The following is a 23,054-nucleotide window of genomic DNA, read 5'->3' as shown; positions in this document are numbered from 1 at the left end:
GTTAAACTTTTGATCGACGTAAATAAATTTGAAAGCATGCAAATTGGTCTTGCCTCTCCTAATAAAATTCGTAGCTGGTCATACGGTGAAGTTAAAAAGCCGGAAACTATCAATTATCGAACTTTAAAGCCGGAAAAAGACGGTTTATTTGATGAACGAATTTTTGGACCGACAAAAGATTGGTCATGTGCATGTGGTAAATATAAGGGTGTGAGATACCGCGGGATCGTTTGTGATCGCTGTGGTGTTGAAGTTACCTCCTCTAAAGTTAGAAGAGAGCGGATGGGTCATATTGAATTGGCTGCACCTGTTACTCATATTTGGTACTTTAAAGGTATTCCATCAAGAATGGGACTTATTTTGGATATTTCTCCCAGACTTCTCGAAGAAGTTATCTATTTTGCGGCTTATATTGTAATTGATCCAGGCGACACTGACCTTGAATTTAAACAACTTTTGACGGAAGCTGAGTACCGTGAACAAAAGGCAAAATATGGCAATCGTTTTACCGCAAAAATGGGTGCAGAAGCAATTCGTGATTTACTCCGTAAGGTTGATTTGAATAAAGAAGTTACCGATTTAAAGAAAGAATTGGAAACTGCAACCGGTCAAAAACGGACTAGAGCAATCAGACGTCTTGATATTCTTGACGCCTTTAAAGATTCTGGTAACAAGCCTGAATGGATGGTTATTGATGCTGTTCCGGTTATACCACCAGATTTAAGACCAATGGTCCAACTAGAAGGTGGTCGGTTTGCAACTTCTGATTTAAATGACTTATACCGTCGTGTTATCAACCGTAATAATAGGTTAAAGAGATTACTTGACTTAAATGCTCCTAATATCATTGTGCAAAATGAAAAACGGATGTTGCAAGAAGCCGTTGATGCATTGATTGATAATGGTCGTCGTGGTCGTTCTGTGGTCGGACCAGGTAATCGTCCGCTGAAATCTTTATCGCACATGCTTAAGGGTAAACAGGGACGTTTCCGTCAAAACTTATTAGGTAAACGTGTTGACTATTCCGGTCGTTCAGTTATCGATGTTTCACCAAAGCTTAAGTTCTATCAATGTGGTGTTCCTCGTCCAATGGCTCTGGAATTGTTCAAACCATTTGTAATGCATGAACTCGTTAAGCGTAAGATTGCTACCAATATTAAGAGCGCTAAGCGGAAAATTGACCGCGAAGACGATGATGTCTGGGATGTACTTGAGGATGTCATTAAGGAAAGAACGGTATTACTAAACCGTGCACCTACTTTGCACCGTTTAAGTATTCAAGCTTTTGAACCTGTTCTAGTGCCGGGCAAATCTATTCGACTGCATCCTCTTGCCTGTGAAGCATATAATGCTGACTTTGATGGTGACCAGATGGCTATCCATGTGCCATTATCTGACGAAGCTGTTGCTGAATCACGGATGTTAATGCTAGCTGCTCACCATATTTTGGCTCCTAAGGATGGTAAGCCTATTGTTACTCCATCACAGGATATCGTTTTAGGTAACTATTGGCTAACTCAAGCTGAAAAAGGCCGTGAAGGTGAAGGAATGATTTTCAATTCACCTGATGAAGCTACCGTTGCTTATAATAATGGTGACATTCATTATCACACTATTATTGGAATGTCTGCAGATTCAATGCCAAAAAAGGCATGGCCTAAAGGTTATGAGCATGGCATCTTTGTCACTACTTATGGTCGAATCATCTTTAATCTGATTTTCCCAGATGACTACTTCTACGTTAATGAGCCAACTGAAGAAAATTTAAATAACCCACTTGCTGCCAAGTATTTCTTGGAACCAGGCGAAGATATTCATGAAAAAATTGATAGTGTCGCAAATGATTTGATTTCTACACCATTTAAGAAGTCATTCTTGTCCGATTCAATTGCTACAATTTACAAATATTATAAGGTTCAAAGAACATCAGAATACCTTGATGACTTAAAGACTTTAGGTTATACCAGTTCAACTACTTCTGGTATTACAATCGGCATGACCGATGTTCCTGAAATTCAAGATAAAGATGAAAAAGTTGCTAAAGCCCATAAACAAGTAGATGTTGTGTCTAAACAGTTTAGACGTGGTTTAATCACTGAAGATGAGAGACACGACCGGGTAATTAGCATTTGGAATGATTGTAAAGATCAAGTTCAAGATGAAATTGCCCAGATTTATGACCCACGTAACCCTATTACTATCATGGCCGATTCTGGAGCTCGTGGTAACATTTCCAACTTTACTCAACTTGCTGGCATGCGTGGCTTAATGGCAACACCGAATGGTGGTTTGTTTGAAATTCCAGTTACTTCTAACTTTAAAGAAGGTTTATCAGTTCTAGAATTATTCATGTCCACTCATGGTGCTCGTAAGGGAATGACCGATACCGCCTTGAAGACTGCTCAGTCTGGCTACTTGACTCGTCGTCTAGTAGATGTTGCACAGGATGTTATTATTCGTGATGACGACTGTGGTACTGACCGCGGTATTAATGTTCATGCAATCATGGAAGGTGACGAATTAATTGAACCGCTCTATGATCGTTTACTTGGTCGTTTTACTGCTGAAACAGTGAAGGATCCGAAGACTGGGGCGACAATTGTTGGTCGCAATGTCATGATGGATGAAGATTTAGCACATCAGATTTGTGATGCTGGTGTAACTAATGTTAAAATTCGTTCGATTTTAACTTGTGATACGCCACATGGTGTTTGTCGCAAATGTTACGGAATGAACCTTGCTACTGGCGAAGAAGTTGAAGTAGGTGAGGCAGTTGGTACGGTTGCTGCTCAATCTATTGGTGAACCTGGTACTCAGCTTACTTTACGTACTTTCCATAATGGTGGTGTTGCCGGAGCTGAAGATATTACTCAAGGTCTTCCTCGTGTGCAGGAATTGTTTGAAGCTCGTAATCCTAAAGGACGTGCTGTAATTTCTGAAGTAGATGGAGTAATTGACTCAATTCAGGAAAATCCTGCTGAACATACTCGTGAGATTACCGTAAAAGGCAGAATCGATACTAGAAGTTACAGCGTGCCTTATACTGCTTCAGTTGCTGTTGCCGAGGGTGATGAAGTTCATCGTGGTGACAAATTGACTCTTGGTTCTATCGATCCCAAAGAATTGATTCAGGTTACTGATACCTTAACTACTGAAGAGTACATTTTGGTTGAAGTTCAAAAAGCATATAGAATGCAAGGTGTTGATATTTCTGATAAACACGTTGAAGTATTGACAAGACAAATGTTGCAAAAAGTTCGTGTGCTTGATCCAGGTGAAACTGATCTTTTACCGGGAGAGGTAATGGATATTAATCAGTTTAAGGATCGTAACAAGTCTGTGATTATTTCAGGTGGTATTCCTGCAACTGCACAAAGTGTAATTCTGGGTATTACTAAGGCTGCCCTTGAAACTAACAGTTTCTTATCAGCTGCTTCATTCCAGGAAACAACTCGTGTTCTAACAGATGCTTCTATTCGTGGCAAGAATGATCCATTACTTGGGTTAAAGGAAAATGTTATTATCGGTAAGATCATTCCAGCTGGTACTGGTCTTCCAATTTATCGTGATATGGAGCCTGAGTCAGACGTAAAGAAACCTAAATCTGTTTACTCAATTGCAGACATTGAGAAGAAGATGAAGGAAGCCGATCAGGCTAGGGAATCATAAACTCAATTAATCAAAAAAACTGTTCCGTTAGAAATTCCTAACGGAGCAGTTTTTTGTTTGTTCAAATTTATTACTTTAAAATCCTACCAAATAAAATATATGATATTGTCCATAAAATAATGCCAACAATCAGAAAGAAACCAAATATTTTTACTAAGTCTAGTATTGATTTAGTTGGGAACCAGCCACTGAATACTAAACAAGGATATATGGTAACCGGCATGATTAGAAAATGAACGACAGATTGTTTTGTTAATGACCAACTTTTGACATCATAAATAACAGAGGTTGCTGCAACTGCAGTTATTATTAGTCCCGTGATAAATGTTGATTTAACGCTATAATCATCGATATGTTGTAATTTCATAATCCATGAAAATATACTCATAATGATAAAAGGTATGGCGCCACGTATTGCTGCAGATAAAATGTAGTGCATCGTTTTTCCTCAATTAATTTTAAATGTTTTTTATACATAAGATTTTATCATAGGTTAAAACGCAAAAGAAAATAGGTGATAAAACTGGATTATATTTAATGAGAAAAAGTGCCGTATATATTTTATAATTTTTAATTTTATGAATAATTAGTGATATTATGATTAAAAAATGATATAATCAGAAAAAATCATGAGAGGGATGTTGAAATTGAGGGAAAATGATTTTTCTTTAAAGAGACTTGTACTATTGGCATTACTAACAGCGATTAACGTTGTGGTTAGTCGAATTTTTATTATTCCTATGCCCTTGACTCATGGAAATATTAATTTATGTGATGCGATTATTTATATAGTGGCGCTTTTATACGGTCCAATGGCCGGAGGCATAGTTGGAGGTCTTTCTGGATTTTTACTTGATCTTCTTGGTGGATATGGGCAGTTCATGTTATTTTCTCTTGTTGTCCATGGTTTAGAAGGTTTTTTTGTTGGTTTAGTCTTTAAATACTGGAATTTAAAAAATCAATTAGTCAAAGGTGCTGTCGCCGGAGCTATAGGAGTATTCTTTATGGTAGGTGGCTATTTTATCACTAATACAGTTCTTTATACTTGGGCTGCAGGACTTGCCAGTCTTTTTACCAATACAATTCAAGGAGTAGTCGGAGTTGTTATAGCCATAGTACTGCTGCCTAGTTTTCAAAATCTGATGGCAAGATACAACTAATACTTACGTGAAAAAATTATTTTTACTAGTTTATTAAAGCTGCTATTTCATTTTATATGGATCCCAGCTTTTTATTTGCACAAAAGTTGAATGATTAATCCAATATAAATAAAAGGAATAAAAGCAACAGGCTCCTTTTTGCTCATTTTACTGCCCAAAAAAACAATAAGCAAAGCTATTGAAGCAATTAAAAAAGTTAAATTGGCGAATTGGGAGTTAAAGTAGAAAGATAAGATTAGGTAGACTATTAAGTCTCCACTACCACATTTTTTTCTAACTGTCTCAAAAAGAAAAAACAAAAAAATAGGTAAAAATTCTATGAGATCAGTAGTGCTAATTCTATAAAAATTATTCATTATATGTTGAAGCGAAATAACAAGTGCAGGCAGTACCAGTGTAATATCGAATTCCTGAACCTGATAATCGCTGATAGCAGCTAGTAGAAGACTAAACAAAACAATCGCCGTACAAATATCATGTATGCTGCTAAAATCAATTTTATAAAAAGCGAAACCGCCTAAAAATTCTGTTAAAAAATATTCACAGGGGATGTGAATTTTACAATAACGGCAACGACCTTTAAGTATTAAATAGGAAATTAAAGGTATTTCATCTAACAAGCACAGCTGTTGATTACAATTAGTGCATTTTGAGCGACTGAAGATAAAGTCTTCTTTGCCGAGTCTTTCGATAATTACACATGCATGAGAAGCTAGACATGTACCAATCAAAAAATTGCTGATTCCAAAAATCCATTTCATATTGTTTACCTCGCTTAAATCAAATACGCAAAAAATATCATCTGCTTTTCAATTAGTAAAAATAATTTGCTTTTTTGCGACAAGCGAGTACAATAGTCAATGTGTATTTTGATGATTATCTGGGACTTAAAAAAGAAACTCCTGGATGTGTGAACAAAATAATGAATTTTTTAGGAGGAAAATTTAATGCCAACCATTAACCAATTGGTAAGAAAAGGCCGTCATACTAAGACGACTAAATCAAAGTCACCAGCTTTAAGCTATGGTTACAACAGTATGAAGAAAGAATTAGTAGCTAACCCAGCGCCCCAAATGCGTGGAGTTGCAACTCGTGTCGGCACTATGACACCAAAGAAGCCAAACTCAGCTTTGCGGAAGTATGCTCGTGTTCGTCTTTCTAACCTGATTGAAGTAACTGCTTATATTCCAGGTGAAGGCCATAATTTACAGGAACACTCTGTTGTGTTAATTCGTGGTGGTCGTGTAAAGGACCTTCCTGGTGTTCGTTACCATATTATTCGTGGTGCTCTTGATACTGCTGGTGTTGAAGGCAGAAAGCAAGGACGTTCCAAATACGGTGCCAAGAAAGATTAAGGAGGAGTTAAATAATGCCTAGAAAAGGACATGTAGCTAAAAGAGATATTTTAGCGGATCCAGTATATAATTCAAAGCTTGTAACTAAGTTGATCAACCACTTAATGATCGATGGTAAAAGAGCTAAGGCTTCATCCATTCTTTATGATGCTTTTGACATTGTTAAAGAAAAGACCGGCAAAGAGCCACTTGATGTTTTTGAAGAAGCTATGAATAATATTATGCCTGTTTTGGAAGTTAGAGCTCGCCGTATTGGTGGTTCAAACTATCAGATTCCAGTTGAAGTTCGTCCTGAAAGAAGAACTACTTTAGGTTTAAGATGGTTAGTTTCTTACGCTCGTTTACGTAATGAACATACTATGGATGAACGCTTGGCTAACGAAATTATTGATGCTTCAAACAATACTGGCTCAGCTGTTAAAAAGCGTGAAGATGTTCACCGTATGGCTGAAGCTAACCGTGCATTTGCACACTATCGTTTCTAATTTTTTAGGGAAAGGAAAAAATCTATGGCTAATAAGCGTGAATTTCCATTAGAAAAAACACGTAACATTGGTATTATGGCCCACATTGATGCGGGTAAGACTACCACAACAGAGCGTATTCTTTATTACACTGGTAAGATCCATAAAATTGGTGAAACCCATGAGGGTGATTCACAAATGGACTGGATGGATGAAGAAAAAGAACGTGGTATCACTATTACTTCTGCAGCTACTACTGCACAATGGAAAGATTACAGAATTAACATTATCGATACCCCTGGACACGTTGACTTCACTATCGAAGTTGAACGTTCCTTGCGTGTTCTTGATGGTGCCGTAACTGTTCTTGACGCTCAAGCTGGTGTGGAACCTCAAACTGAAAATGTTTGGCGCCAGGCTGAAACTTACGGTGTTCCTCGAATTGTTTTTGTAAACAAAATGGATAAGATTGGGGCAGACTTTGACAAATCTGTTAAGTCTTTGCACGAACGTTTAAATGCCAATGCTCTAGCTGTGCAAATGCCAATTGGTTCTGCCGAAAGCTTTGAAGGTGTTATTGACTTACTTGACATGGTAGCTGATGTTTATGATGAAGATAAGCTTGGCTCCAAATGGGATACTATTCCTGTTCCTGATGAATACAAAGAAGAAGCTGAAAAACGTCGCTCCGAATTAATTGAACAAGTAGCTGATGTTGATGATGATATCATGGAAAAATACCTTAATGGTGATGAGATTTCCGTTGATGAATTAAAAGCTGCTATTCGTAAAGCTACATTGGACTTGAAGATTTTCCCTGTATTTGCAGGCTCAGCTTTTAAGAACAAGGGTGTACAGATGATGCTTGATGGTGTTGTTGATTACTTACCATCTCCGTTAGATGTTAAGCCTTATGTTGCTCATGATCCAAAAACTGGTGAAGAAGTTGAATTAGTTGCTGGAGATGAAAAGCCATTTTCCGCTTTGGCGTTTAAGATTGCTACTGATCCATTTGTTGGTCGTTTGACTTATATTCGTGTTTACACTGGTTCACTTGAATCAGGTTCATATGTTTTGAATGCTTCTAAGAATAGTCGTGAACGTGTTGGTCGTTTGTTGCAAATGCATGCTAACTCACGAAGTGAAATTTCTGAAGTATTCTCCGGTGATATTGCTGGTGCTATCGGTTTAAAGAATACTACTACCGGTGATTCATTAACTGATCCTGATCACCCATTAATTTTGGAAAGTTTGGAAGTTCCAGATCCGGTTATTCAAGTTTCAATTGAGCCAGAATCAAAAGCTGACCGTGACAAACTTGATGTTGCTTTGCAAAAATTAACTGAAGAGGATCCAACCTTTAGAGCAGAAACAAACGCTGAAACAGGTCAAACTTTGATTTCCGGAATGGGTGAATTACACCTGCAAATCATGGTTGAACGTATGAAGCGTGAATTCCACGTTGAAGCTAAGATTGGTGAACCACAAGTTGCTTACCGTGAAACCTTCACTAAGCCTGCTAAAGCACAAGGTAAATTTGTGCGTCAATCAGGTGGTAAAGGTCAATATGGTGACGTTTGGATTGAATTTACACCAAATGAAAGAGGAAAAGGTTACGAATTTGAAGACGCCATTGTTGGTGGTGTTGTTCCTCGTGAATTTATCCCTGCTGTTGATGCTGGTTTGCAAGAATCTATGAAGAACGGCATCTTGGCAGGTTACCCACTGATTGATGTAAAAGCTAAACTTTATGACGGTAGTTACCACGAAGTCGACTCTTCTGAAGCTGCCTTCAAAGTTGCTGCATCATTGGCATTGAGAAATGCTGCACCTAAGGCTGGTGCAGTTATCCTTGAACCTATTATGAAGGTTCAAGTTATCACACCTGAAGATTACTTAGGTGACGTAATGGGTTCAATTACTGCTCGTCGTGGTACAATGGATAACATGCAAGATCGTGCCGGCGCTAAAGTGTTGAATTCAATGGTTCCTCTGGCAGAAATGTTTGGTTATGCTACAACCTTACGTTCTTCAACTCAAGGCCGTGGTACATTTACGATGGTCTTTGATCATTACTCACCAACTCCTAAGTCTATTCAAGAGGATATCATCAAAAAACGTGGCGGTAACGCTGAATAATTTTCAATAATTAATAATATAAAAACAAGTTATTAACTATAAAAATCGAGCTATTGGTAAAGCCAGTGGCTCTTTTTTTATCAAAAATTTCGTTTCTGAATAAATTATTTGAGAATTTTTCTGTTTGTAGTAGACTTCTTAAACATAAAATTAAGGATTTTATTTAAAAAAGTATAAAAATTGTATTTTTCTATTCTAAAAGATGAAAAAAGTTCCTTTAATCCTTGATAATTAAGCTTAAAACGGTTATACTATTTTTTGTGTGTCTAGGGCATAGTCTGCCTTAAAGCACATTTTGTTGTAAAGCATTGATACAAAAGGTTGCGGCACACCAGGCTGCATTGCCACAGAGGTTGTGTCGGTAATTTTTGTGGAAGCTAGTCATCTTTTAAAGAAGACGTTGAGGAGGTAATTTAATGGCAAGTCAATCAATTCGTATCAGACTTAAGTCATACGAACATGGTATTCTCGATGAATCAGCTGCTAAAATTGTAGCTACTGCAAAGAGAACTGGAGCTGAAATTTCAGGTCCAGTTCCATTGCCAACAGAAAGGGTATTGTTCACTGTTTTGCGTTCACCACACAAGAACAAGGACTCACGTGAACAATTTGAAATTCGTACGCATAAGCGTTTAATCGATATTTTAAATCCAACACCTAAAACTGTTGACTCTTTAATGAAGCTTGATTTACCAAGTGGTGTTGACATCGAAATTAAACTTTAATTTTAAAAAGAAAGAGGTGTAATCATGACCAAAGGAATCTTAGGAAGAAAAGTTGGTATGACCCAAATCTTCACTAAAGATGGTATCCTCGTGCCTGTAACAGTTGTTGAAGCAACGCCTAACGTAGTTATGCAAGTTAAGACAGTTGAATCAGACGGCTACGAAGCAGTTCAATTAGGATATCAAGATAAGCGTGAAGTTTTGAGCAACAAACCAGAAAAAGGTCATGCTGCAAAAGCAAAGACTTCGCCTAAGCGCTTCATACGTGAAATCCGCGGAGTTGAGCTTAAGGACTATGAAGTCGGCTCAGAAGTTACTGTGGACACATTTAAGGAAGGTGACGTAGTTGACGTCACTGGTACTACAAGAGGTCATGGATACCAAGGTAACATTAAACGTTGGGGCCAATCACGTGGACCAGAAACTCACGGTTCAAGATACCATAGAATTCCTGGTTCAATGGGTTCAATCATTAACCGTGTGCCTAAAGGCAAACGTCTGCCAGGTCACATGGGAATGAAGAAAGTTACCATTGAAAACTTAGTAATTGAAAAAGTTGTAGCAGATAAGAATGTTTTGTTAATTAAAGGCAACGTTCCTGGCGCTAAGAATTCATTGCTTACTGTTAGATCTGCTGTAAAAAATAAGAAATAGGAAGGAGGACTAGAATGGCTAACTTAAAAGTTATTGATCAAAAAGGCAAAGATGCTGGTGAAGTTACTTTAAATGATGAAGTATTTGGTATTAAACCAAATGAAAGCGTAGTTTTTGACGCAATTATCAGACAAAGAGCTGGCAGACGTCAAGGAACCTCGAAGGTTAAAAATAGATCTGCTGTTCGCGGTGGTGGTAAGAAGCCTTGGAAACAAAAGGGTACTGGACGTGCTCGTCAAGGGTCTATCCGTTCACCACAATGGCGCGGCGGTGGTGTTGTTTTTGGACCAACTCCACGTTCTTATGCATACTCAATGCCAAGAAAGCAACGGCGCTTGGCTATCAAGTCTGTTCTTTCCCAAAAATTGATTGATAAAGATTTGATTGTTTTAGATCAATTGACTATGTCAGCTCCTAAAACAAAAGAGTTTAAGTCAATCTTGGACGACTTAAAGGTTGAAGGTAAAGTTTTAGTTGTTTCTGAAGATAAAAATATTCAATACTCAGCTAGGAATTTGCCAAACGTTAAGGTTATCACTGCAAATGGCTTGAATGTAGAAGATGTTGTCAACTATGACAAATTAATCTTGACAAAAGAAGCTATTGAAAAGATAGAAAAGAATGTTGAGGGGGCTTCGACGAAATGAGTGCACACGATATCATTTTAAGACCTGTCATTACTGAAAAGTCAACGAACTTAATGGATGATAAGAAATATACTTTCAACGTGCTTTTAACTGCAACCAAGACTCAAGTTCGTGATGCTGTTGAAGAAATTTTTGATGTTAAGGTCAAAAAAGTTAATATCATGAATGTTCGTGGTAAGGATAAGCGTGTTGGTCGTTATTCAGGTAAAACTGCTCGGACACGTAAAGCAATCGTCACCTTAACTGAAGATTCAAATGACATCAAAATTTTCAAAGACGATAACGATAATAAAGAAGAAAATAAGTAATAGGAGGTCAGTCAATTGGCTATTAAAATTTATAAGCCAACCACAAATGGTCGCCGTAATATGACTACTTCTGACTTTGCTGAAATTACTAAGAGCAAGCCAGAGCGTACTTTACTTGAGTCACAATCACACACTGCAGGTCGTAACTCTTATGGTCATATTACTAGCAGACACCGTGGTGGTGGACATAAGCAAAAGTACCGTATCATCGATTTTAAACGCAATAAAGATAACGCTAAAGCTGTAGTTAAAGCAATCGAATACGATCCAAATAGAACTGCTAACATTGCGCTTCTTCACTATACTGATGGTATTAAGGCTTATATTTTAGCACCAAAAGGTTTAACAGTTGGTGATGTGGTTGAATCTGGCGCTAATGCAGATATTAAGCCAGGAAACGCTTTGCCATTAAAGAATATTCCAACTGGTACATCAATTCACAATATTGAATTAAGTCCTGGTAAAGGTGGTCAGCTTGTTAGAAGTGCTGGAGCCAGTGCTCAAGTTTTGGGTAATGATGGTAAGTACACTTTAGTTAAATTACAGAGTGGTGAAGTTCGTAAAATTTTATCAGTTTGTCGTGCAACTATTGGTGTTGTTGGTAATGAACAACATTCGTTAATTCAATTAGGTAAAGCTGGCCGTAGTCGCTGGTTAGGCAGACGTCCGCAATCTCGTGGTTCTGTAATGAACCCTAACGATCACCCACATGGTGGTGGTGAAGGTAAAGCTCCTGTAGGTCGTCCACAACCAATGACTCCATGGGGCAAGAAAGCTCGTGGTATCAAGACTAGAAATAGTAAGAGAGCCAGTGAGAAGCTAATTGTTCGTCACCGTAAAGGTAGCAAATAATAGAAGGAGGGTAATTTAATGAGCCGTAGTATTAAAAAAGGGCCTTTTGCTGATGCATCCTTATTAAAGAAAGTTGATGCACAAGCAGATACAGATAAAAAACAGGTTATTAAAACTTGGTCACGTCGTTCAACTATTTTTCCTTCTTTTGTTGGTTTGACTATAGCTGTTTACGATGGTAGAAAGCATGTTCCAGTATATATTACTGAGGATATGGTTGGTCATAAGTTAGGTGAATTTGTTCCAACGAGAACTTTTCGTGGACATAAGACATCTGACGACAAGGCTACTGCAAAATAAAGAAAGGAGAAACACTTAAATGGCAGAACAAGTTAGTTCAGCTAGGGCGGAAGCAAGAACAGTTCGTATTGCTCCAAGAAAAGCACGTTTAGTTGTTGATTTGATTCGTGGCAAAGACGTTGCTGAAGCATTGGCAATCTTGCAATTCACACCTAGAGCTGCTTCCCCAATCGTTGAAAAAGTTTTACGCTCAGCAATTGCAAATGCAGAACACAATTACGATCTTGAAAGTGCCAATCTTTATGTATCTGAAGCATACGTAAATGAAGGAGCAACTTTAAAGAGATTTAGACCACGTGCCAAAGGTATGGCTTCTCCTATTAATAAGAGAACTAGTCATGTAGTTGTAGTAGTGTCAGAAAAGAACGATTAAGGGAGGTATATTAATGGGTCAGAAAATTAACCCAAATGGTTTTCGTCTCGGCGTAATTCGTGACTGGGAATCTAAATGGTATGCTGACAGAGGATACAAAGAAACCTTAAATGAAGACCTTCGCATCAGAAAATTCATTGATAAGAAGTTAAAGAATGCCTCTGTTTCTACTGTTGAAATTGAACGTGCAGCTAATAGGATCAACGTATCAATCAATACTTCTAAACCAGGTATGGTAATTGGTAAAGGTGGTTCTGAAGTTGAAGCATTGAGAAAAGAATTAAATGCTTTGACTAAGAAACAAGTCCACGTTAATATTGTTGAAATCAAGAAACCTGATCTTGATGCCAAATTAGTAGCTGAAAGTATCGCTAGTCAACTTGAAGCTCGTATCGCTTTTAGACGTGCTACTCGTCAAGCTACTCAAAGAACTATGCGTGCCGGTGCCAAGGGAATCAGAGTACAAACATCTGGTCGTTTGAACGGCGCTGACATGGCAAGAAGAGAATGGCACACAGAAGGTCGTGTTCCATTACAAACTTTAAGAGCAGATATTGATTATGCTTGGGTAAATGCCTACACTACATATGGTGAAATTGGTGTTCAAGTATGGATTAACCGGGGTGAAATCTTACCTTCTAAAAGTAAGAAGCCCGAAAAAGCTGCGAAGGGAGGAAACAAATAATGCCTCTAGTACCAAAAAGGGTAAAACACCGTCGTGAGTTTCGTGGTAAGATGCGGGGTGCTGCTAAGGGTGGTAAAACCATTGCTTTTGGTGAATATGGTTTACAAGCCCTTGAATCGCACTGGATTACTACACAACAAATCGAAGCTGCTCGTGTTGCGATGACTCGTTACATGAAACGTGGTGGTAAGGTTTGGATTAGAATTTTCCCTCAAAAGTCATACACTGCTAAAGGTGTTGGTGTACGTATGGGTTCTGGTAAAGGTGCACCTGCAGGCTGGGTAGCTGTAGTCAAGAGAGAAAAGATTATGTTTGAAATCGGTGGCGTTAATGAAGCAACAGCTCGTGAAGCACTAAGACTTGCTGCAACGAAGCTACCAATTAAATGTAAATTTGTGACTAAAAGTTCGGAAGTAGGTGGCAATTCTAATGAAGGCTAAAGATATCAGAGCATTAACCACTGATCAAATGTTAGATAAGGAAAAGCAATATAAAGAAGAACTCTTTAATTTGCGTTTTCAACAAGCAACGGGTCAATTAGAAAATACCGCTCGCCTAGGCAAAGTTCGTAAAAATATTGCTAGAATTAAAACAATTCTTAGCGAAAAAGCATTGGAAAAAGATTAGTGGAAGGGAGTTATTAACTTGAGCGAATCAATCGAAAGAAATCATCGTCACGTATATCAAGGCCAAGTAATTTCTGATAAGAATGACAAGACTATCACAGTAGTTGTTGATACTTATAAGAACCACCCTGTTTACAAAAAGCGTATTAGATATTCAAAGAAATATTACGCACAAGATGATAAAAATGAAGCTAAAGTTGGCGATACTGTTCGTATCATGGAAACTCGTCCATTATCTCGTACAAAGCGCTTTCGTTTAGTTAAAATTGTTAAAAAATCTGTTTAATTTTGCGGATTTAGTGAGGGGAGGATTATATAGTGATTCAAAATGAATCCCGTTTGAAGGTTGCTGATAACTCAGGTGCCAGAGAACTTTTAGTTATTAGAGTCTTAGGTGGATCAAGACGTAAGACTGGTAACATTGGTGATATTGTTGTTGCAACTGTTAAACAAGCAACACCAGGTGGCGTTGTCAAAAAAGGTGACGTTGTCAAGGCTGTCATTGTTAGAACAAAATCAGGCGCACGTCGTGAAGATGGATCATACATCAAATTTGATGAAAATGCTGGTGTAGTTATCAATGCAGATAAGAGTCCACGCGGTACTCGTATCTTTGGGCCTGTTGCACGTGAGCTACGTGAGCACGACTTTATGAAAATCGTCTCTCTTGCTCCTGAAGTCATATAATAAGTGAGGTGCACTGATGTTTGTTAAAACTGGTGACAAAGTAAAAGTTATTACCGGAAAAGACAAAGGTAAAGAAGGTATTGTTTTATCTGTTAACGTTAAGAAAAACCGTGTAGTTGTTAAAGGCGTTAATAAGATCAAGAAGCATCAAAAACCTTCTCAGACTAATGCTAATGGTGGTGTAGTTGAATCTGAGGGTTCAATCCATGCATCAAATGTTAAGGTCATTGCTAAGTCAGAAGGCAAAACCAATGACAAAAAAGAAGAAACTAAGAAGTAGAAGGGAGGACACAAATGGCAAATTATTTAGCTCAAGAATATAAAGAAAAAATTGTTCCTGCATTGCAAGAAAAGTTTGATTACAGCTCAGTTATGCAAGTGCCAAAGATTGAAAAAATAGTTTTGAACATGGGTGTTGGAGACGCTGTTTCTAATGCTAAAAACTTAGACGAAGCTGTAGAGGAATTGACTTTGATCTCAGGGCAAAAACCACTGGTTACCAAAGCCAAAAAGTCAATTGCTAATTTCCGCTTGCGTGAGGGTATGTCTATCGGAGCTAAGGTAACACTTAGAGGAGATAGAATGTACGATTTCTTATATAAGTTAATCAGTGTTTCACTTCCTCGTGTTCGCGACTTCCGTGGTGTATCCAGCCGTTCATTTGATGGTCGTGGTAACTACACTTTAGGTATTAAGGAACAATTGATTTTCCCAGAAATTGACTTTGATAAAGTTAATAGAACTAGGGGTTTAGATGTTGTTATCGTTACTACTGCCAATACAGATGAAGAAGCTCGCGAGCTTCTAGGTCAATTTGGTATGCCGTTTGCAAAATAATGGAGGACATTAATGGCTAAGACATCACAAAAAATTAGAAATCATCGTCCTGCTAAATTTTCTTCACGTGAATATACGCGTTGCGAAAGATGTGGTCGTCCACGCTCCGTCTATCGTAAGTTTGGCTTATGCCGTATTTGCTTGAAAGATTTAGCTCACAAAGGTCAAATCCCAGGCCTGAAAAAGGCTAGTTGGTAATACGGATTGGAGGATAGCATAAATGGTCATGACAGATCCGATCGCAGACTACTTGACTAGAATTAGAAATGCCAACATGGCAAAACATAATTCTGTTGAAGTTCCTGCATCAAACATTAAAAAATCTATTTCAGAAATTTTGAAACGCGAAGGCTTCATCCGTGATTACGAAGTTACCGATGACAATAAACAGGGTATGATTAAGATTTTCTTGAAATATGGTCCTGATGGAGAACGTGTCATTTCGGGTTTAAAGAGAATTTCTAAGCCAGGTCTTAGAAATTATGTTAGCGCTGAAAATTTACCTAAAGTACTTAATGGTTTAGGTATCGCCATCGTCTCTACTTCTGCAGGTGTGATAACTGACAAAGAAGCAAGACAAAAAGATGTTGGTGGCGAAGTTATCGCCTATGTATGGTAATTCTGACAGAAAGGAGAGCAATCAATGAGCCGTATCGGTTTAAAAACAATTGAAGTCCCTGATAGTGTCACTGTTACTAAGAAAGGTGACAATATCACTGTTAAAGGACCTAAGGGTGAACTAACCAGATATTTTGATCCAAAAATCACATTTAAACAAGAAAATGGCAAAATCAACTTTTCTCGTTCAAGTGAAAGTGATAAAGCACTTCATGGAACTGAAAGAGCCAATCTTGCTTCAATGGTTGAAGGTGTAGTTGATGGTTACAAGAAAACTTTAAAATTAATTGGTGTTGGTTATCGTGCTACAGCACAAGGTAACAAATTGACTTTGAATGTTGGTTATTCTCACCCAGTTGTAATGACTGCACCAGAAGGTGTGTCAGTAAAAGCTACTTCAGCAACTGATATTGAAGTAGAAGGAATTTCTAAGCAAAATGTTGGACAATTTGCTGCTGAAATTCGCGATGTACGTCCACCAGAACCTTATAAAGGTAAGGGTATTCGTTATACTGATGAATATGTACGTCGTAAGGAAGGTAAAACTGGTAAATAGTAAATAAATTTTTGAGGTGAAATTGTGATTTCAAAACCAGATAAGAACAAATTGCGCTTAAAGCGTCATAAACGTATTCGTAGCAAAATTTCTGGTACTGCTGAGCGCCCACGCTTAAGCGTTTTCCGTTCAAACAAAAACATCTACGCTCAATTAATTGATGACGTAGCGGGTGTAACGCTAGCAAGTGCCTCAACTTTAGACGATTCTGTATCTAAAGATCAGACTAAAGTAGAACAAGCTCAAGCTGTTGGTAAAGGTATTGCCGAAGCAGCCAAAGCGAAAAACATTACTAGCGTAGTGTTTGATAGAAGTGGTTATTTATACCACGGCCGTATTTCAGCATTGGCAGATGCCGCTCGTGAAAACGGATTAGAGTTCTAGGAAAGGAGATAAATACATGGCAAACCGCAACGATTCTCGCAATAATCGCAGAAATAAAGACGACATTGAAGATCAGTTAGTAGCAATTAATCGTGTCACCAAGGTTGTCAAAGGTGGTCAACGAATGAGATTTGCTGCTCTGGTAATTGTTGGCGACAAAAAAGGTCGTGTAGGCTTTGGTACTGGTAAAGCTCAAGAAGTTCCAGAAGCAATCCGTAAGGCCGTTGAAGCTGGTAAAAAGAATATGATCAAGGTTCCTAAGGTTGGTACTACTATTCCTCATGAAGTAATCGGTCATTATGGCTCAGGCAGTATTATGATCAAACCTGCTCCAGCTGGTTCAGGTGTTGCTGCTGGTGGTGCCGTTCGTATCGTTATGGATATGGCCGGTATTGCGGATGTTACTTCTAAATCACTTGGTTCTAATACTCCTATTAATGTTGTTCGTGCGACAATAGATGGATTGAAGAAACTTAGAACAAGTGAAGATGTTGAAAAGCTTCGTCACGCTGAACTAGATTAGGGAGACTGGATAAATGACTGAATTAAAAGTTACTTTAATTAGAAGTGCTGCACACCGTCTGCCTGACCAAAGAAAAGTTGTGAAAGCTCTTGGTTTAGGTAGGATTAATAGTACAGCTACTTTACCAGACAATGCTGCAACTCGTGGGGCATTAATGAAAATCGCCCACCTGATTTCAGTTGAAGAAATTAATAAATAGTTAATTGAGGAGGTGCCAAATTAATGAAGCTTCATGAATTACATGCTGCTGAGGGGTCACGCAATACAAGAAAACGTGTTGGTCGTGGTACTTCAAGTGGTTTTGGAAAGACTTCTGGCCGTGGCCAAAAGGGACAGTTGTCTCGTCAAGGCGGTCATACCCGTCTAGGTTTTGAAGGTGGTCAAATGCCATTATTTAGAACCATGCCAAAACGTGGATTTAAGAACGTTAATCGTAAAGAGTATGCAATCATTAACTTAGATGACTTAAACAAGTTTGAGGATGGCAGCGAAGTTACAGTTGCTGGTCTTAAAGAAAAAGGTTTGGTAAAGAAAGAATTATCAGGCGTTAAATTGCTTGCAAAAGGTGAGTTAAAAGTTAAGTTAAACGTAAAGGTTAACAAAGTTTCCGCCACTGCTAAAAAAGCAGTTGAAGAAGCAGGCGGATCTGTTGAGGTGATCTAATGTTTTCGACCTTGAAGAACGCCTTTAAGGATAAAGAAATAAGAAATAAAATTTATTTTACACTCTTTATTCTTTTGATATACCGAATTGGAGCGAATATTACTGTTCCAGGTGTCAACGCAAAAGCGATTACTCAAGTTGCACAAACTGGTTTAGTTCCGATGCTGGATACAGTTTCTGGTGGGGGACTAGATAATTATTCAATTTTCTCATTAGGTGTTTCCCCTTATATAACTGCACAAATTGTTATTCAACTGTTACAGATGGATATTGTTCCAACACTAGTAGAGTGGGGCAAACAAGGTGAAGTTGGACGACGAAAGACTAATAATGTAACTCGTTGGCTTGCTTTGTTTGTGGCATTTATTCAAAGTATAGGAATTACGCTTGGTTTCAATGCATTAACACAAATGGGCCTAGTTAAGTCACAAAATTGGCAGTCTTATGGCGAAATTGCAATAATTATGACGGCTGGAACGATGCTTTTAACTTGGCTTGGTGATGAAATTACTGATAAAGGTTTAGGTAATGGAGTTTCAGTAATTATTTTTGCTGGTATTATAGCTCGGCTACCTCGTGGCCTTTGGCAACTTTATAAAGATGGCGTTATCAATAATAACGCTAGTGATCGTTGGCAAGGGATTTTGTTCTTCATCGCGATTATCATTGCAATACTTATCGTAACCCAATTAGTTACATGGGTAGAACAGGCAGATCGTCGAATTCCAATACAATACACAAGACGAGCAACTATTAGTGGCTCTGAAAGTTTTTTGCCATTAAAGGTTAATGTTTCTGGAGTTATTCCAGTCATATTTGCTAGTTCATTCATTATTACACCAGCAACAATTTTGATGGCCTTTCAGAAGTCTCAAGGCGATCAACAATGGTATAAAATAATGACCAACATATTTAGTATGCAAACTACCCCTGGAGTCATAATCTACACTGTTTTAATTATCTTGTTTACATTCTTTTACGCTTTTGTTCAGGTTAATCCTGAGAAGCTGGCTAAGAATTTACAAAAACAAGGTGCGTACATTCCGAGTGTTTGGCCCGGTAAAGATACACAGGATTATGTATCAAAGGTACTAATTAGGTTATCAACTGTAGGATCTGTATTTTTAGGTCTGGTAGCATTATTGCCACAGCTTGCTACTAATTTTTGGGATTTACCAAGTTCAATTGGATTAGGCGGTACTAGCCTTTTAATTGTTATTGGTGTTGTCTTGGAACTATCTCGTCAAATTAACGGATTGTTAATGAAGAGAGAATACGTTGGATTCATCAGATAGGAATGGATAAATGATTAATATATTTCTTTTAGGGTTGCCTGGTGCTGGCAAAGGTACGGTATCAGAACAAATTGTCGATAAATATCATCTAACTCATATTTCAACTGGGGATATGTTTAGAGAAGCAATGGCTAATGAGACTAAAGTTGGTCTTGAAGCTAAAAGTTACATTGATAAAGGTGATTTGGTACCAGATGAAGTTACTGCAAAATTAGTTGAAGAGCGCTTAGGTCAACCAGACATTAATGAAGGCTATATCTTAGACGGCTTTCCGAGGACAATTGTTCAAGCAGAGCTTTTCGAAGATATTGCTAAGCGCATGAATAAGCAACTAACAAATGTAATTTCACTTGAAGTTAAAGAAGAAACTTTGATAAGACGTTTATCAGCACGCTTTATGTGTAAAAAGTGCGGTGCAACATATAACAAGATTACGAAAATGCCTAAAGTTAAGGAAACTTGTGATCGTTGTGGTAGCCATGACTTTTACCAACGTGAAGATGACAAACCTGAAGTAGTACAAAATCGTTTAAAAGTAAATGAAAAGATGAATGCACCGCTGAAAGACTTTTACCAGAAAAAAGGTTTGTTAACTGTTGTAGATGGTGAACAGACACCTGAAGAAGTGTTTAAGAATGTTGATGCGGTTTTAAGTAAAAAGCAATAATTTGTATATTTACTTTTCCGTGTTATAATTTCAAAGTATGACTGTTTAAATGCGGAGGAACGGCTTTGGCAAAAGATGATGTCATAGAAGTAAAGGGTAAGGTTGTTGATACCCTACCTAATGCTATGTTTAAAGTTGAATTGGAAAATGGAGCTGTGATTTTAGCACATGTTTCCGGTAAGATTAGGATGCACTATATTCGCATTTTACCTGGAGACCGTGTTACTGTGGAACTTTCTCCTTATGATTTGACTAAAGGTAGAATAACTTATCGATTTATAAAGTAATAACGGAGGGAAACATGAAGGTTAGACCATCTGTTAAACCAATGTGTGAACATTGTAAGATAATTAAAAGAAATGGTCGTGTAATGGTTATTTGCTCTGCAAATCCAAAGCACAAGCAACGTCAAGGTTAAAATAATAGGAGGTGCAATTTATGGCACGTATTGCTGGTGTTGACTTACCAAGAGATAAAAGAATAGTTGTTGCATTAACATATATTTACGGAATTGGTGAACCAACAGCACAAAAAATTTGTGCGGATGCTGGTGTTTCTGAAGACATACGTTCAAAAGATTTGACTCCAGATGACCAAGAGAAGCTTCGTGCAGAAGTTGATAAATACCGTGTTGAAGGTGACTTACGTAGAGAAGTAAGTATGAACATCAAACGGTTAATTGATATTGGTTCTTACCGTGGTATTCGTCACCGTAGAGGACTTCCGGTTCGCGGTCAAAATACCAAAAATAATGCCCGTACACGCAAGGGTAGTAAGAAAAATAAATAGAAATTTTAAGGAGGTTTATTGATGCCTAAAACAGCACGTAAACGTCGTGTGAAGAAGCACGTTGAAAAAGGCGTTGCTCATATTCATTCTACGTTTAACAATACTTTAGTCATGATTACTGACGTTCAAGGCAACGCGATTGCTTGGTCTTCAGCTGGGGCATTAGGCTTTAAAGGTAGTCGTAAGTCTACACCATTTGCTGCACAAATGGCGGCCGAAGCAGCAGCTAAGAGCGCAATGGATCAAGGCATGAAACATGTAGAAGTTTCTGTTAAAGGTCCTGGTGCTGGTCGTGAATCTGCTATAAGATCACTACAAGCGACTGGACTTGAAATCACCGCTATTCGCGATGTTACACCAGTTCCTCATAATGGTTCTAGACCACCAAAACGTCGTCGTGTTTAATTTTGTTCTTAATGAAGGACATTGCGTTTTGAAAGGGGCCTAGTAATGATTGAATTTGAAAAACCAAATATTACCGTAGTAGACCAAGAGAAGTCTTATGGTAAATTTGTTATTGAACCACTTGAACGAGGCTTTGGTACTACTTTAGGTAACTCATTACGTAGAGTTTTACTGACATCTATCCCAGGTACAGGACTTGTTTACGTTCAAATAGATGATGTCTTACACGAATTCTCAACCGTTCCAGGCGTAAGAGAAGATGTCGCTAAGATAATCCTGAACCTTAAGAAACTTGAATTAAAGTCTTTTTCAGATGAACAAAAGATTATTGAAATTGACGTAGAGGGTCCGGCTACTGTAACCGCCGATGATCTTAAAGCTGACGCAGACATTCAAATCCTAAATCCTGATCAATATATTTGTACTATTGCTGACGGTGGTCACTTGCATATGCAAATTGCTGTTAAAAATGGTCGTGGCTATGTTGCAGCAAGTGATAATAAGAGTGAGGATATGCCAATTGGGGTTATTCCGGTTGATTCTTTATTTTCTCCAATAAAAAAGGTTAATTATCAAGTTGAATCAACTCGTGTTGGTAAAAGAGACGATTTTGACAAGCTCACTTTAGAGATTTGGACAGATGGTTCAATCAAGCCTAACGATGCCCTCAGTTTCGCAGCCAAAATATTAGTTGCACACTTTAAAGTGTTTGAAACTGCTGATGCAAATACTAAATTCAATGATGTAATGGTTGAAAAAGAGGACGATACAGCTGAAAAGAAGCTTGAAATGACAATTGAAGAGCTTGATCTTTCTGTTCGTTCATACAATTGTCTTAAGCGTGCCGGTATTAATACGCTGCAAGAACTGACTGATAAAACAGAAGCAGATATGATGCGTGTACGTAATTTAGGACGTAAATCGTTGGAAGAAGTTAAAAATAAATTAGCTGACTTGGGACTATCATTACGTCAAGAAGATTAATTAAAGAAATAAAGGAGGTAAACTGATGGTATACCGTAAATTGGGACGCGACAGTGCACATAGAAAAGCAATGCTGAGAGAAATGACTACTCAATTAATCATGAAGGAACGCATCACTACTACCGAAGCTCGTGCTAAAGAAGTTCGCAAAACCGCCGAAAAGATGATTACTTTAGGCAAACGCGGAGATTTGGCTGCAAGAAGAAGAGCAGCTGCTTTTGTTCGTGATGAAGTTGCTGATATTCATGAAGAAAAGGATGCAGTAGTTGTTAAATCAGCTTTGCAAAAGCTTTTTAGCGATATTGCACCTCGTTACAAAGATAGAAATGGTGGATACACCAGAATTATGAAGCTTGCTACAGCTCGTAAGGGTGATGCAGCTCCAATGGTTATTTTAGAATTAGTTTAATTCAAATAATCCAAACTTAATAGCTATTAAGAATTATCCGTGAGAGTGAGAATAAGCGTTAAGATGATGACGAGAGTTTAGTCTAGCTTAGATAATTATATTATCCCTCCTCATGGGTGATTTTTTTTGCTCTTTTTATTTTGTTTAAGCACCAAAAAAGTAAGATAATTTTTTAAAATGAATTCAGAACGAATTAAGTCTTATTAGGTAATATAAATGATAATTTTGATCTATAAAGGTTTCAATCAGTATTCAGAATTGTTGCTTTTTTTGGTACAAT

General features: G+C 37.8%; 36 protein-coding genes. 34 read left to right on the top strand and 2 right to left on the bottom strand.

Annotation, left to right across the window (positions count from 1 at the left end):
* The first annotated feature begins 9 nt into the window (after window positions 1–9).
* A complete protein-coding gene (rpoC, locus tag ACZ2M0_RS05480) occupies window positions 10–3,669 on the top strand; it encodes a DNA-directed RNA polymerase subunit beta' (protein WP_490058788.1) in 3,660 nt (1,219 codons plus the stop codon).
* A gap of 70 nt (window positions 3,670–3,739) precedes the next feature.
* Here the strand turns inward: rpoC and ACZ2M0_RS05475 are convergent, their stop codons facing one another.
* Complete coding sequence (locus tag ACZ2M0_RS05475; protein WP_490058787.1) at window positions 3,740–4,108, bottom strand: DUF3021 family protein; 369 nt, start codon at window positions 4,106–4,108, stop codon at window positions 3,740–3,742.
* 208 nt (window positions 4,109–4,316) lie between these two features.
* Here ACZ2M0_RS05475 and ACZ2M0_RS05470 point away from each other — a divergent pair, with 208 nt between their 5' ends.
* The gene (locus tag ACZ2M0_RS05470) at window positions 4,317–4,829 is read left to right on the top strand and encodes an ECF transporter S component (RefSeq protein ID WP_198213044.1); all 513 of its coding nucleotides are present in this window, start codon (window positions 4,317–4,319) and stop codon (window positions 4,827–4,829) included.
* Window positions 4,830–4,900: 71 nt separating this feature from the next.
* Here the strand turns inward: ACZ2M0_RS05470 and ACZ2M0_RS05465 are convergent, their stop codons facing one another.
* Complete coding sequence (locus ACZ2M0_RS05465) at window positions 4,901–5,590, bottom strand: prepilin peptidase (protein ID WP_490058786.1); 690 nt, start codon at window positions 5,588–5,590, stop codon at window positions 4,901–4,903.
* A 186-nt stretch (window positions 5,591–5,776) separates the two neighbouring features.
* Between ACZ2M0_RS05465 and rpsL the strand changes: the two genes are divergently transcribed.
* The 32 genes from rpsL to rplQ all read left to right on the top strand — a co-directional run bounded on the left by rpsL (window position 5,777) and on the right by rplQ (window position 22,774).
* On the top strand, window positions 5,777–6,184 hold the full coding sequence (rpsL, locus tag ACZ2M0_RS05460; RefSeq protein WP_034980479.1) for a 30S ribosomal protein S12: 408 nt from the start codon (window positions 5,777–5,779) through the stop codon (window positions 6,182–6,184).
* 14 nt (window positions 6,185–6,198) lie between these two features.
* Entirely contained in the window at window positions 6,199–6,669 is a 471-nt protein-coding gene (rpsG, locus tag ACZ2M0_RS05455) for a 30S ribosomal protein S7 (protein WP_034980476.1), read from the top strand.
* A 24-nt stretch (window positions 6,670–6,693) separates the two neighbouring features.
* On the top strand, window positions 6,694–8,787 hold the full coding sequence (gene fusA, locus ACZ2M0_RS05450; RefSeq protein ID WP_034980473.1) for an elongation factor G: 2,094 nt from the start codon (window positions 6,694–6,696) through the stop codon (window positions 8,785–8,787).
* Between the two features lie 416 nt (window positions 8,788–9,203).
* Window positions 9,204–9,512 (top strand): 30S ribosomal protein S10, encoded by a 309-nt coding sequence (gene rpsJ / locus ACZ2M0_RS05445; RefSeq protein WP_045928455.1) that lies wholly within the window; start codon window positions 9,204–9,206, stop codon window positions 9,510–9,512.
* Between the two features lie 24 nt (window positions 9,513–9,536).
* Entirely contained in the window at window positions 9,537–10,166 is a 630-nt protein-coding gene (rplC, locus tag ACZ2M0_RS05440) for a 50S ribosomal protein L3 (RefSeq protein WP_490058785.1), read from the top strand.
* A 14-nt stretch (window positions 10,167–10,180) separates the two neighbouring features.
* Complete coding sequence (gene rplD, locus ACZ2M0_RS05435) at window positions 10,181–10,813, top strand: 50S ribosomal protein L4 (RefSeq protein ID WP_034980465.1); 633 nt, start codon at window positions 10,181–10,183, stop codon at window positions 10,811–10,813.
* Window positions 10,810–11,121: a 50S ribosomal protein L23 gene (gene rplW, locus ACZ2M0_RS05430; protein WP_034980462.1), complete on the top strand. Its 312-nt coding sequence runs from the start codon at window positions 10,810–10,812 to the stop codon at window positions 11,119–11,121. The genes rplD and rplW overlap by 4 nt, the downstream gene beginning before the upstream one ends.
* Window positions 11,122–11,136: 15 nt before the next feature.
* A complete protein-coding gene (gene rplB, locus ACZ2M0_RS05425; RefSeq protein WP_045928454.1) occupies window positions 11,137–11,973 on the top strand; it encodes a 50S ribosomal protein L2 in 837 nt (278 codons plus the stop codon).
* 18 nt (window positions 11,974–11,991) lie between these two features.
* Window positions 11,992–12,273: a 30S ribosomal protein S19 gene (gene rpsS, locus ACZ2M0_RS05420; protein ID WP_034980456.1), complete on the top strand. Its 282-nt coding sequence runs from the start codon at window positions 11,992–11,994 to the stop codon at window positions 12,271–12,273.
* Window positions 12,274–12,292: 19 nt separating this feature from the next.
* Complete coding sequence (rplV, locus tag ACZ2M0_RS05415; protein WP_034980453.1) at window positions 12,293–12,646, top strand: 50S ribosomal protein L22; 354 nt, start codon at window positions 12,293–12,295, stop codon at window positions 12,644–12,646.
* Between the two features lie 13 nt (window positions 12,647–12,659).
* Window positions 12,660–13,331: a 30S ribosomal protein S3 gene (gene rpsC, locus ACZ2M0_RS05410; RefSeq protein WP_034980450.1), complete on the top strand. Its 672-nt coding sequence runs from the start codon at window positions 12,660–12,662 to the stop codon at window positions 13,329–13,331.
* The gene (rplP, locus tag ACZ2M0_RS05405) at window positions 13,331–13,771 is read left to right on the top strand and encodes a 50S ribosomal protein L16 (protein WP_045928453.1); all 441 of its coding nucleotides are present in this window, start codon (window positions 13,331–13,333) and stop codon (window positions 13,769–13,771) included. The genes rpsC and rplP overlap by 1 nt, the downstream gene beginning before the upstream one ends.
* Complete coding sequence (rpmC, locus tag ACZ2M0_RS05400; protein WP_034980443.1) at window positions 13,761–13,958, top strand: 50S ribosomal protein L29; 198 nt, start codon at window positions 13,761–13,763, stop codon at window positions 13,956–13,958. The genes rplP and rpmC overlap by 11 nt, the downstream gene beginning before the upstream one ends.
* A gap of 18 nt (window positions 13,959–13,976) precedes the next feature.
* On the top strand, window positions 13,977–14,243 hold the full coding sequence (rpsQ, locus tag ACZ2M0_RS05395; protein WP_034980439.1) for a 30S ribosomal protein S17: 267 nt from the start codon (window positions 13,977–13,979) through the stop codon (window positions 14,241–14,243).
* Window positions 14,244–14,275: 32 nt separating this feature from the next.
* On the top strand, window positions 14,276–14,644 hold the full coding sequence (gene rplN, locus ACZ2M0_RS05390) for a 50S ribosomal protein L14 (RefSeq protein WP_045928452.1): 369 nt from the start codon (window positions 14,276–14,278) through the stop codon (window positions 14,642–14,644).
* Window positions 14,645–14,660: 16 nt separating this feature from the next.
* Window positions 14,661–14,924 (top strand): 50S ribosomal protein L24, encoded by a 264-nt coding sequence (rplX, locus tag ACZ2M0_RS05385; RefSeq protein WP_045928451.1) that lies wholly within the window; start codon window positions 14,661–14,663, stop codon window positions 14,922–14,924.
* A 14-nt stretch (window positions 14,925–14,938) separates the two neighbouring features.
* A complete protein-coding gene (gene rplE / locus ACZ2M0_RS05380) occupies window positions 14,939–15,481 on the top strand; it encodes a 50S ribosomal protein L5 (RefSeq protein WP_034980431.1) in 543 nt (180 codons plus the stop codon).
* Window positions 15,482–15,493: 12 nt separating this feature from the next.
* The gene (locus ACZ2M0_RS05375) at window positions 15,494–15,679 is read left to right on the top strand and encodes a type Z 30S ribosomal protein S14 (RefSeq protein ID WP_034980430.1); all 186 of its coding nucleotides are present in this window, start codon (window positions 15,494–15,496) and stop codon (window positions 15,677–15,679) included.
* 22 nt (window positions 15,680–15,701) lie between these two features.
* Window positions 15,702–16,100, top strand: coding sequence for a 30S ribosomal protein S8 (rpsH, locus tag ACZ2M0_RS05370; protein WP_034980428.1), 399 nt, complete (start codon window positions 15,702–15,704; stop codon window positions 16,098–16,100).
* Window positions 16,101–16,124: 24 nt separating this feature from the next.
* On the top strand, window positions 16,125–16,655 hold the full coding sequence (rplF, locus tag ACZ2M0_RS05365) for a 50S ribosomal protein L6 (RefSeq protein ID WP_045928449.1): 531 nt from the start codon (window positions 16,125–16,127) through the stop codon (window positions 16,653–16,655).
* 24 nt (window positions 16,656–16,679) lie between these two features.
* Complete coding sequence (rplR, locus tag ACZ2M0_RS05360; protein ID WP_034980422.1) at window positions 16,680–17,039, top strand: 50S ribosomal protein L18; 360 nt, start codon at window positions 16,680–16,682, stop codon at window positions 17,037–17,039.
* Window positions 17,040–17,055: 16 nt separating this feature from the next.
* Window positions 17,056–17,562 carry a 30S ribosomal protein S5 gene (gene rpsE / locus ACZ2M0_RS05355; RefSeq protein WP_034980420.1) on the top strand — a complete coding sequence of 169 codons (507 nt, stop codon included), beginning with the start codon at window positions 17,056–17,058 and terminating at the stop codon, window positions 17,560–17,562.
* A gap of 13 nt (window positions 17,563–17,575) precedes the next feature.
* On the top strand, window positions 17,576–17,761 hold the full coding sequence (gene rpmD / locus ACZ2M0_RS05350; RefSeq protein ID WP_034980417.1) for a 50S ribosomal protein L30: 186 nt from the start codon (window positions 17,576–17,578) through the stop codon (window positions 17,759–17,761).
* 23 nt (window positions 17,762–17,784) lie between these two features.
* Window positions 17,785–18,225, top strand: coding sequence for a 50S ribosomal protein L15 (rplO, locus tag ACZ2M0_RS05345; protein ID WP_046332450.1), 441 nt, complete (start codon window positions 17,785–17,787; stop codon window positions 18,223–18,225).
* Window positions 18,225–19,520 carry a preprotein translocase subunit SecY gene (gene secY / locus ACZ2M0_RS05340; RefSeq protein ID WP_046332449.1) on the top strand — a complete coding sequence of 432 codons (1,296 nt, stop codon included), beginning with the start codon at window positions 18,225–18,227 and terminating at the stop codon, window positions 19,518–19,520. The genes rplO and secY overlap by 1 nt, the downstream gene beginning before the upstream one ends.
* A 10-nt stretch (window positions 19,521–19,530) precedes the next feature.
* On the top strand, window positions 19,531–20,187 hold the full coding sequence (locus ACZ2M0_RS05335; RefSeq protein WP_046332448.1) for an adenylate kinase: 657 nt from the start codon (window positions 19,531–19,533) through the stop codon (window positions 20,185–20,187).
* Between the two features lie 65 nt (window positions 20,188–20,252).
* Window positions 20,253–20,474, top strand: coding sequence for a translation initiation factor IF-1 (infA, locus tag ACZ2M0_RS05330; RefSeq protein ID WP_034980408.1), 222 nt, complete (start codon window positions 20,253–20,255; stop codon window positions 20,472–20,474).
* Window positions 20,475–20,488: 14 nt separating this feature from the next.
* Window positions 20,489–20,605 (top strand): 50S ribosomal protein L36, encoded by a 117-nt coding sequence (gene rpmJ / locus ACZ2M0_RS05325; RefSeq protein ID WP_006729432.1) that lies wholly within the window; start codon window positions 20,489–20,491, stop codon window positions 20,603–20,605.
* 20 nt (window positions 20,606–20,625) lie between these two features.
* Window positions 20,626–20,976 carry a 30S ribosomal protein S13 gene (gene rpsM / locus ACZ2M0_RS05320; protein WP_034980405.1) on the top strand — a complete coding sequence of 117 codons (351 nt, stop codon included), beginning with the start codon at window positions 20,626–20,628 and terminating at the stop codon, window positions 20,974–20,976.
* A gap of 21 nt (window positions 20,977–20,997) precedes the next feature.
* Window positions 20,998–21,381 carry a 30S ribosomal protein S11 gene (rpsK, locus tag ACZ2M0_RS05315; RefSeq protein ID WP_034980403.1) on the top strand — a complete coding sequence of 128 codons (384 nt, stop codon included), beginning with the start codon at window positions 20,998–21,000 and terminating at the stop codon, window positions 21,379–21,381.
* 45 nt (window positions 21,382–21,426) lie between these two features.
* Window positions 21,427–22,365, top strand: a complete 939-nt coding sequence (locus ACZ2M0_RS05310) for a DNA-directed RNA polymerase subunit alpha (RefSeq protein WP_034980402.1) — start codon at window positions 21,427–21,429, stop codon at window positions 22,363–22,365.
* A 25-nt stretch (window positions 22,366–22,390) separates the two neighbouring features.
* Window positions 22,391–22,774, top strand: coding sequence for a 50S ribosomal protein L17 (gene rplQ, locus ACZ2M0_RS05305; protein ID WP_490058784.1), 384 nt, complete (start codon window positions 22,391–22,393; stop codon window positions 22,772–22,774).
* Window positions 22,775–23,054 lie beyond the last annotated feature (280 nt).

Source organism: Lactobacillus sp. VURO6/B1 (VP7), assembly GCF_058139575.1.
The sequence above is the reverse complement of the archived record's forward strand: the minus strand, read 5'-3'. Positions and strand labels throughout refer to the sequence as shown.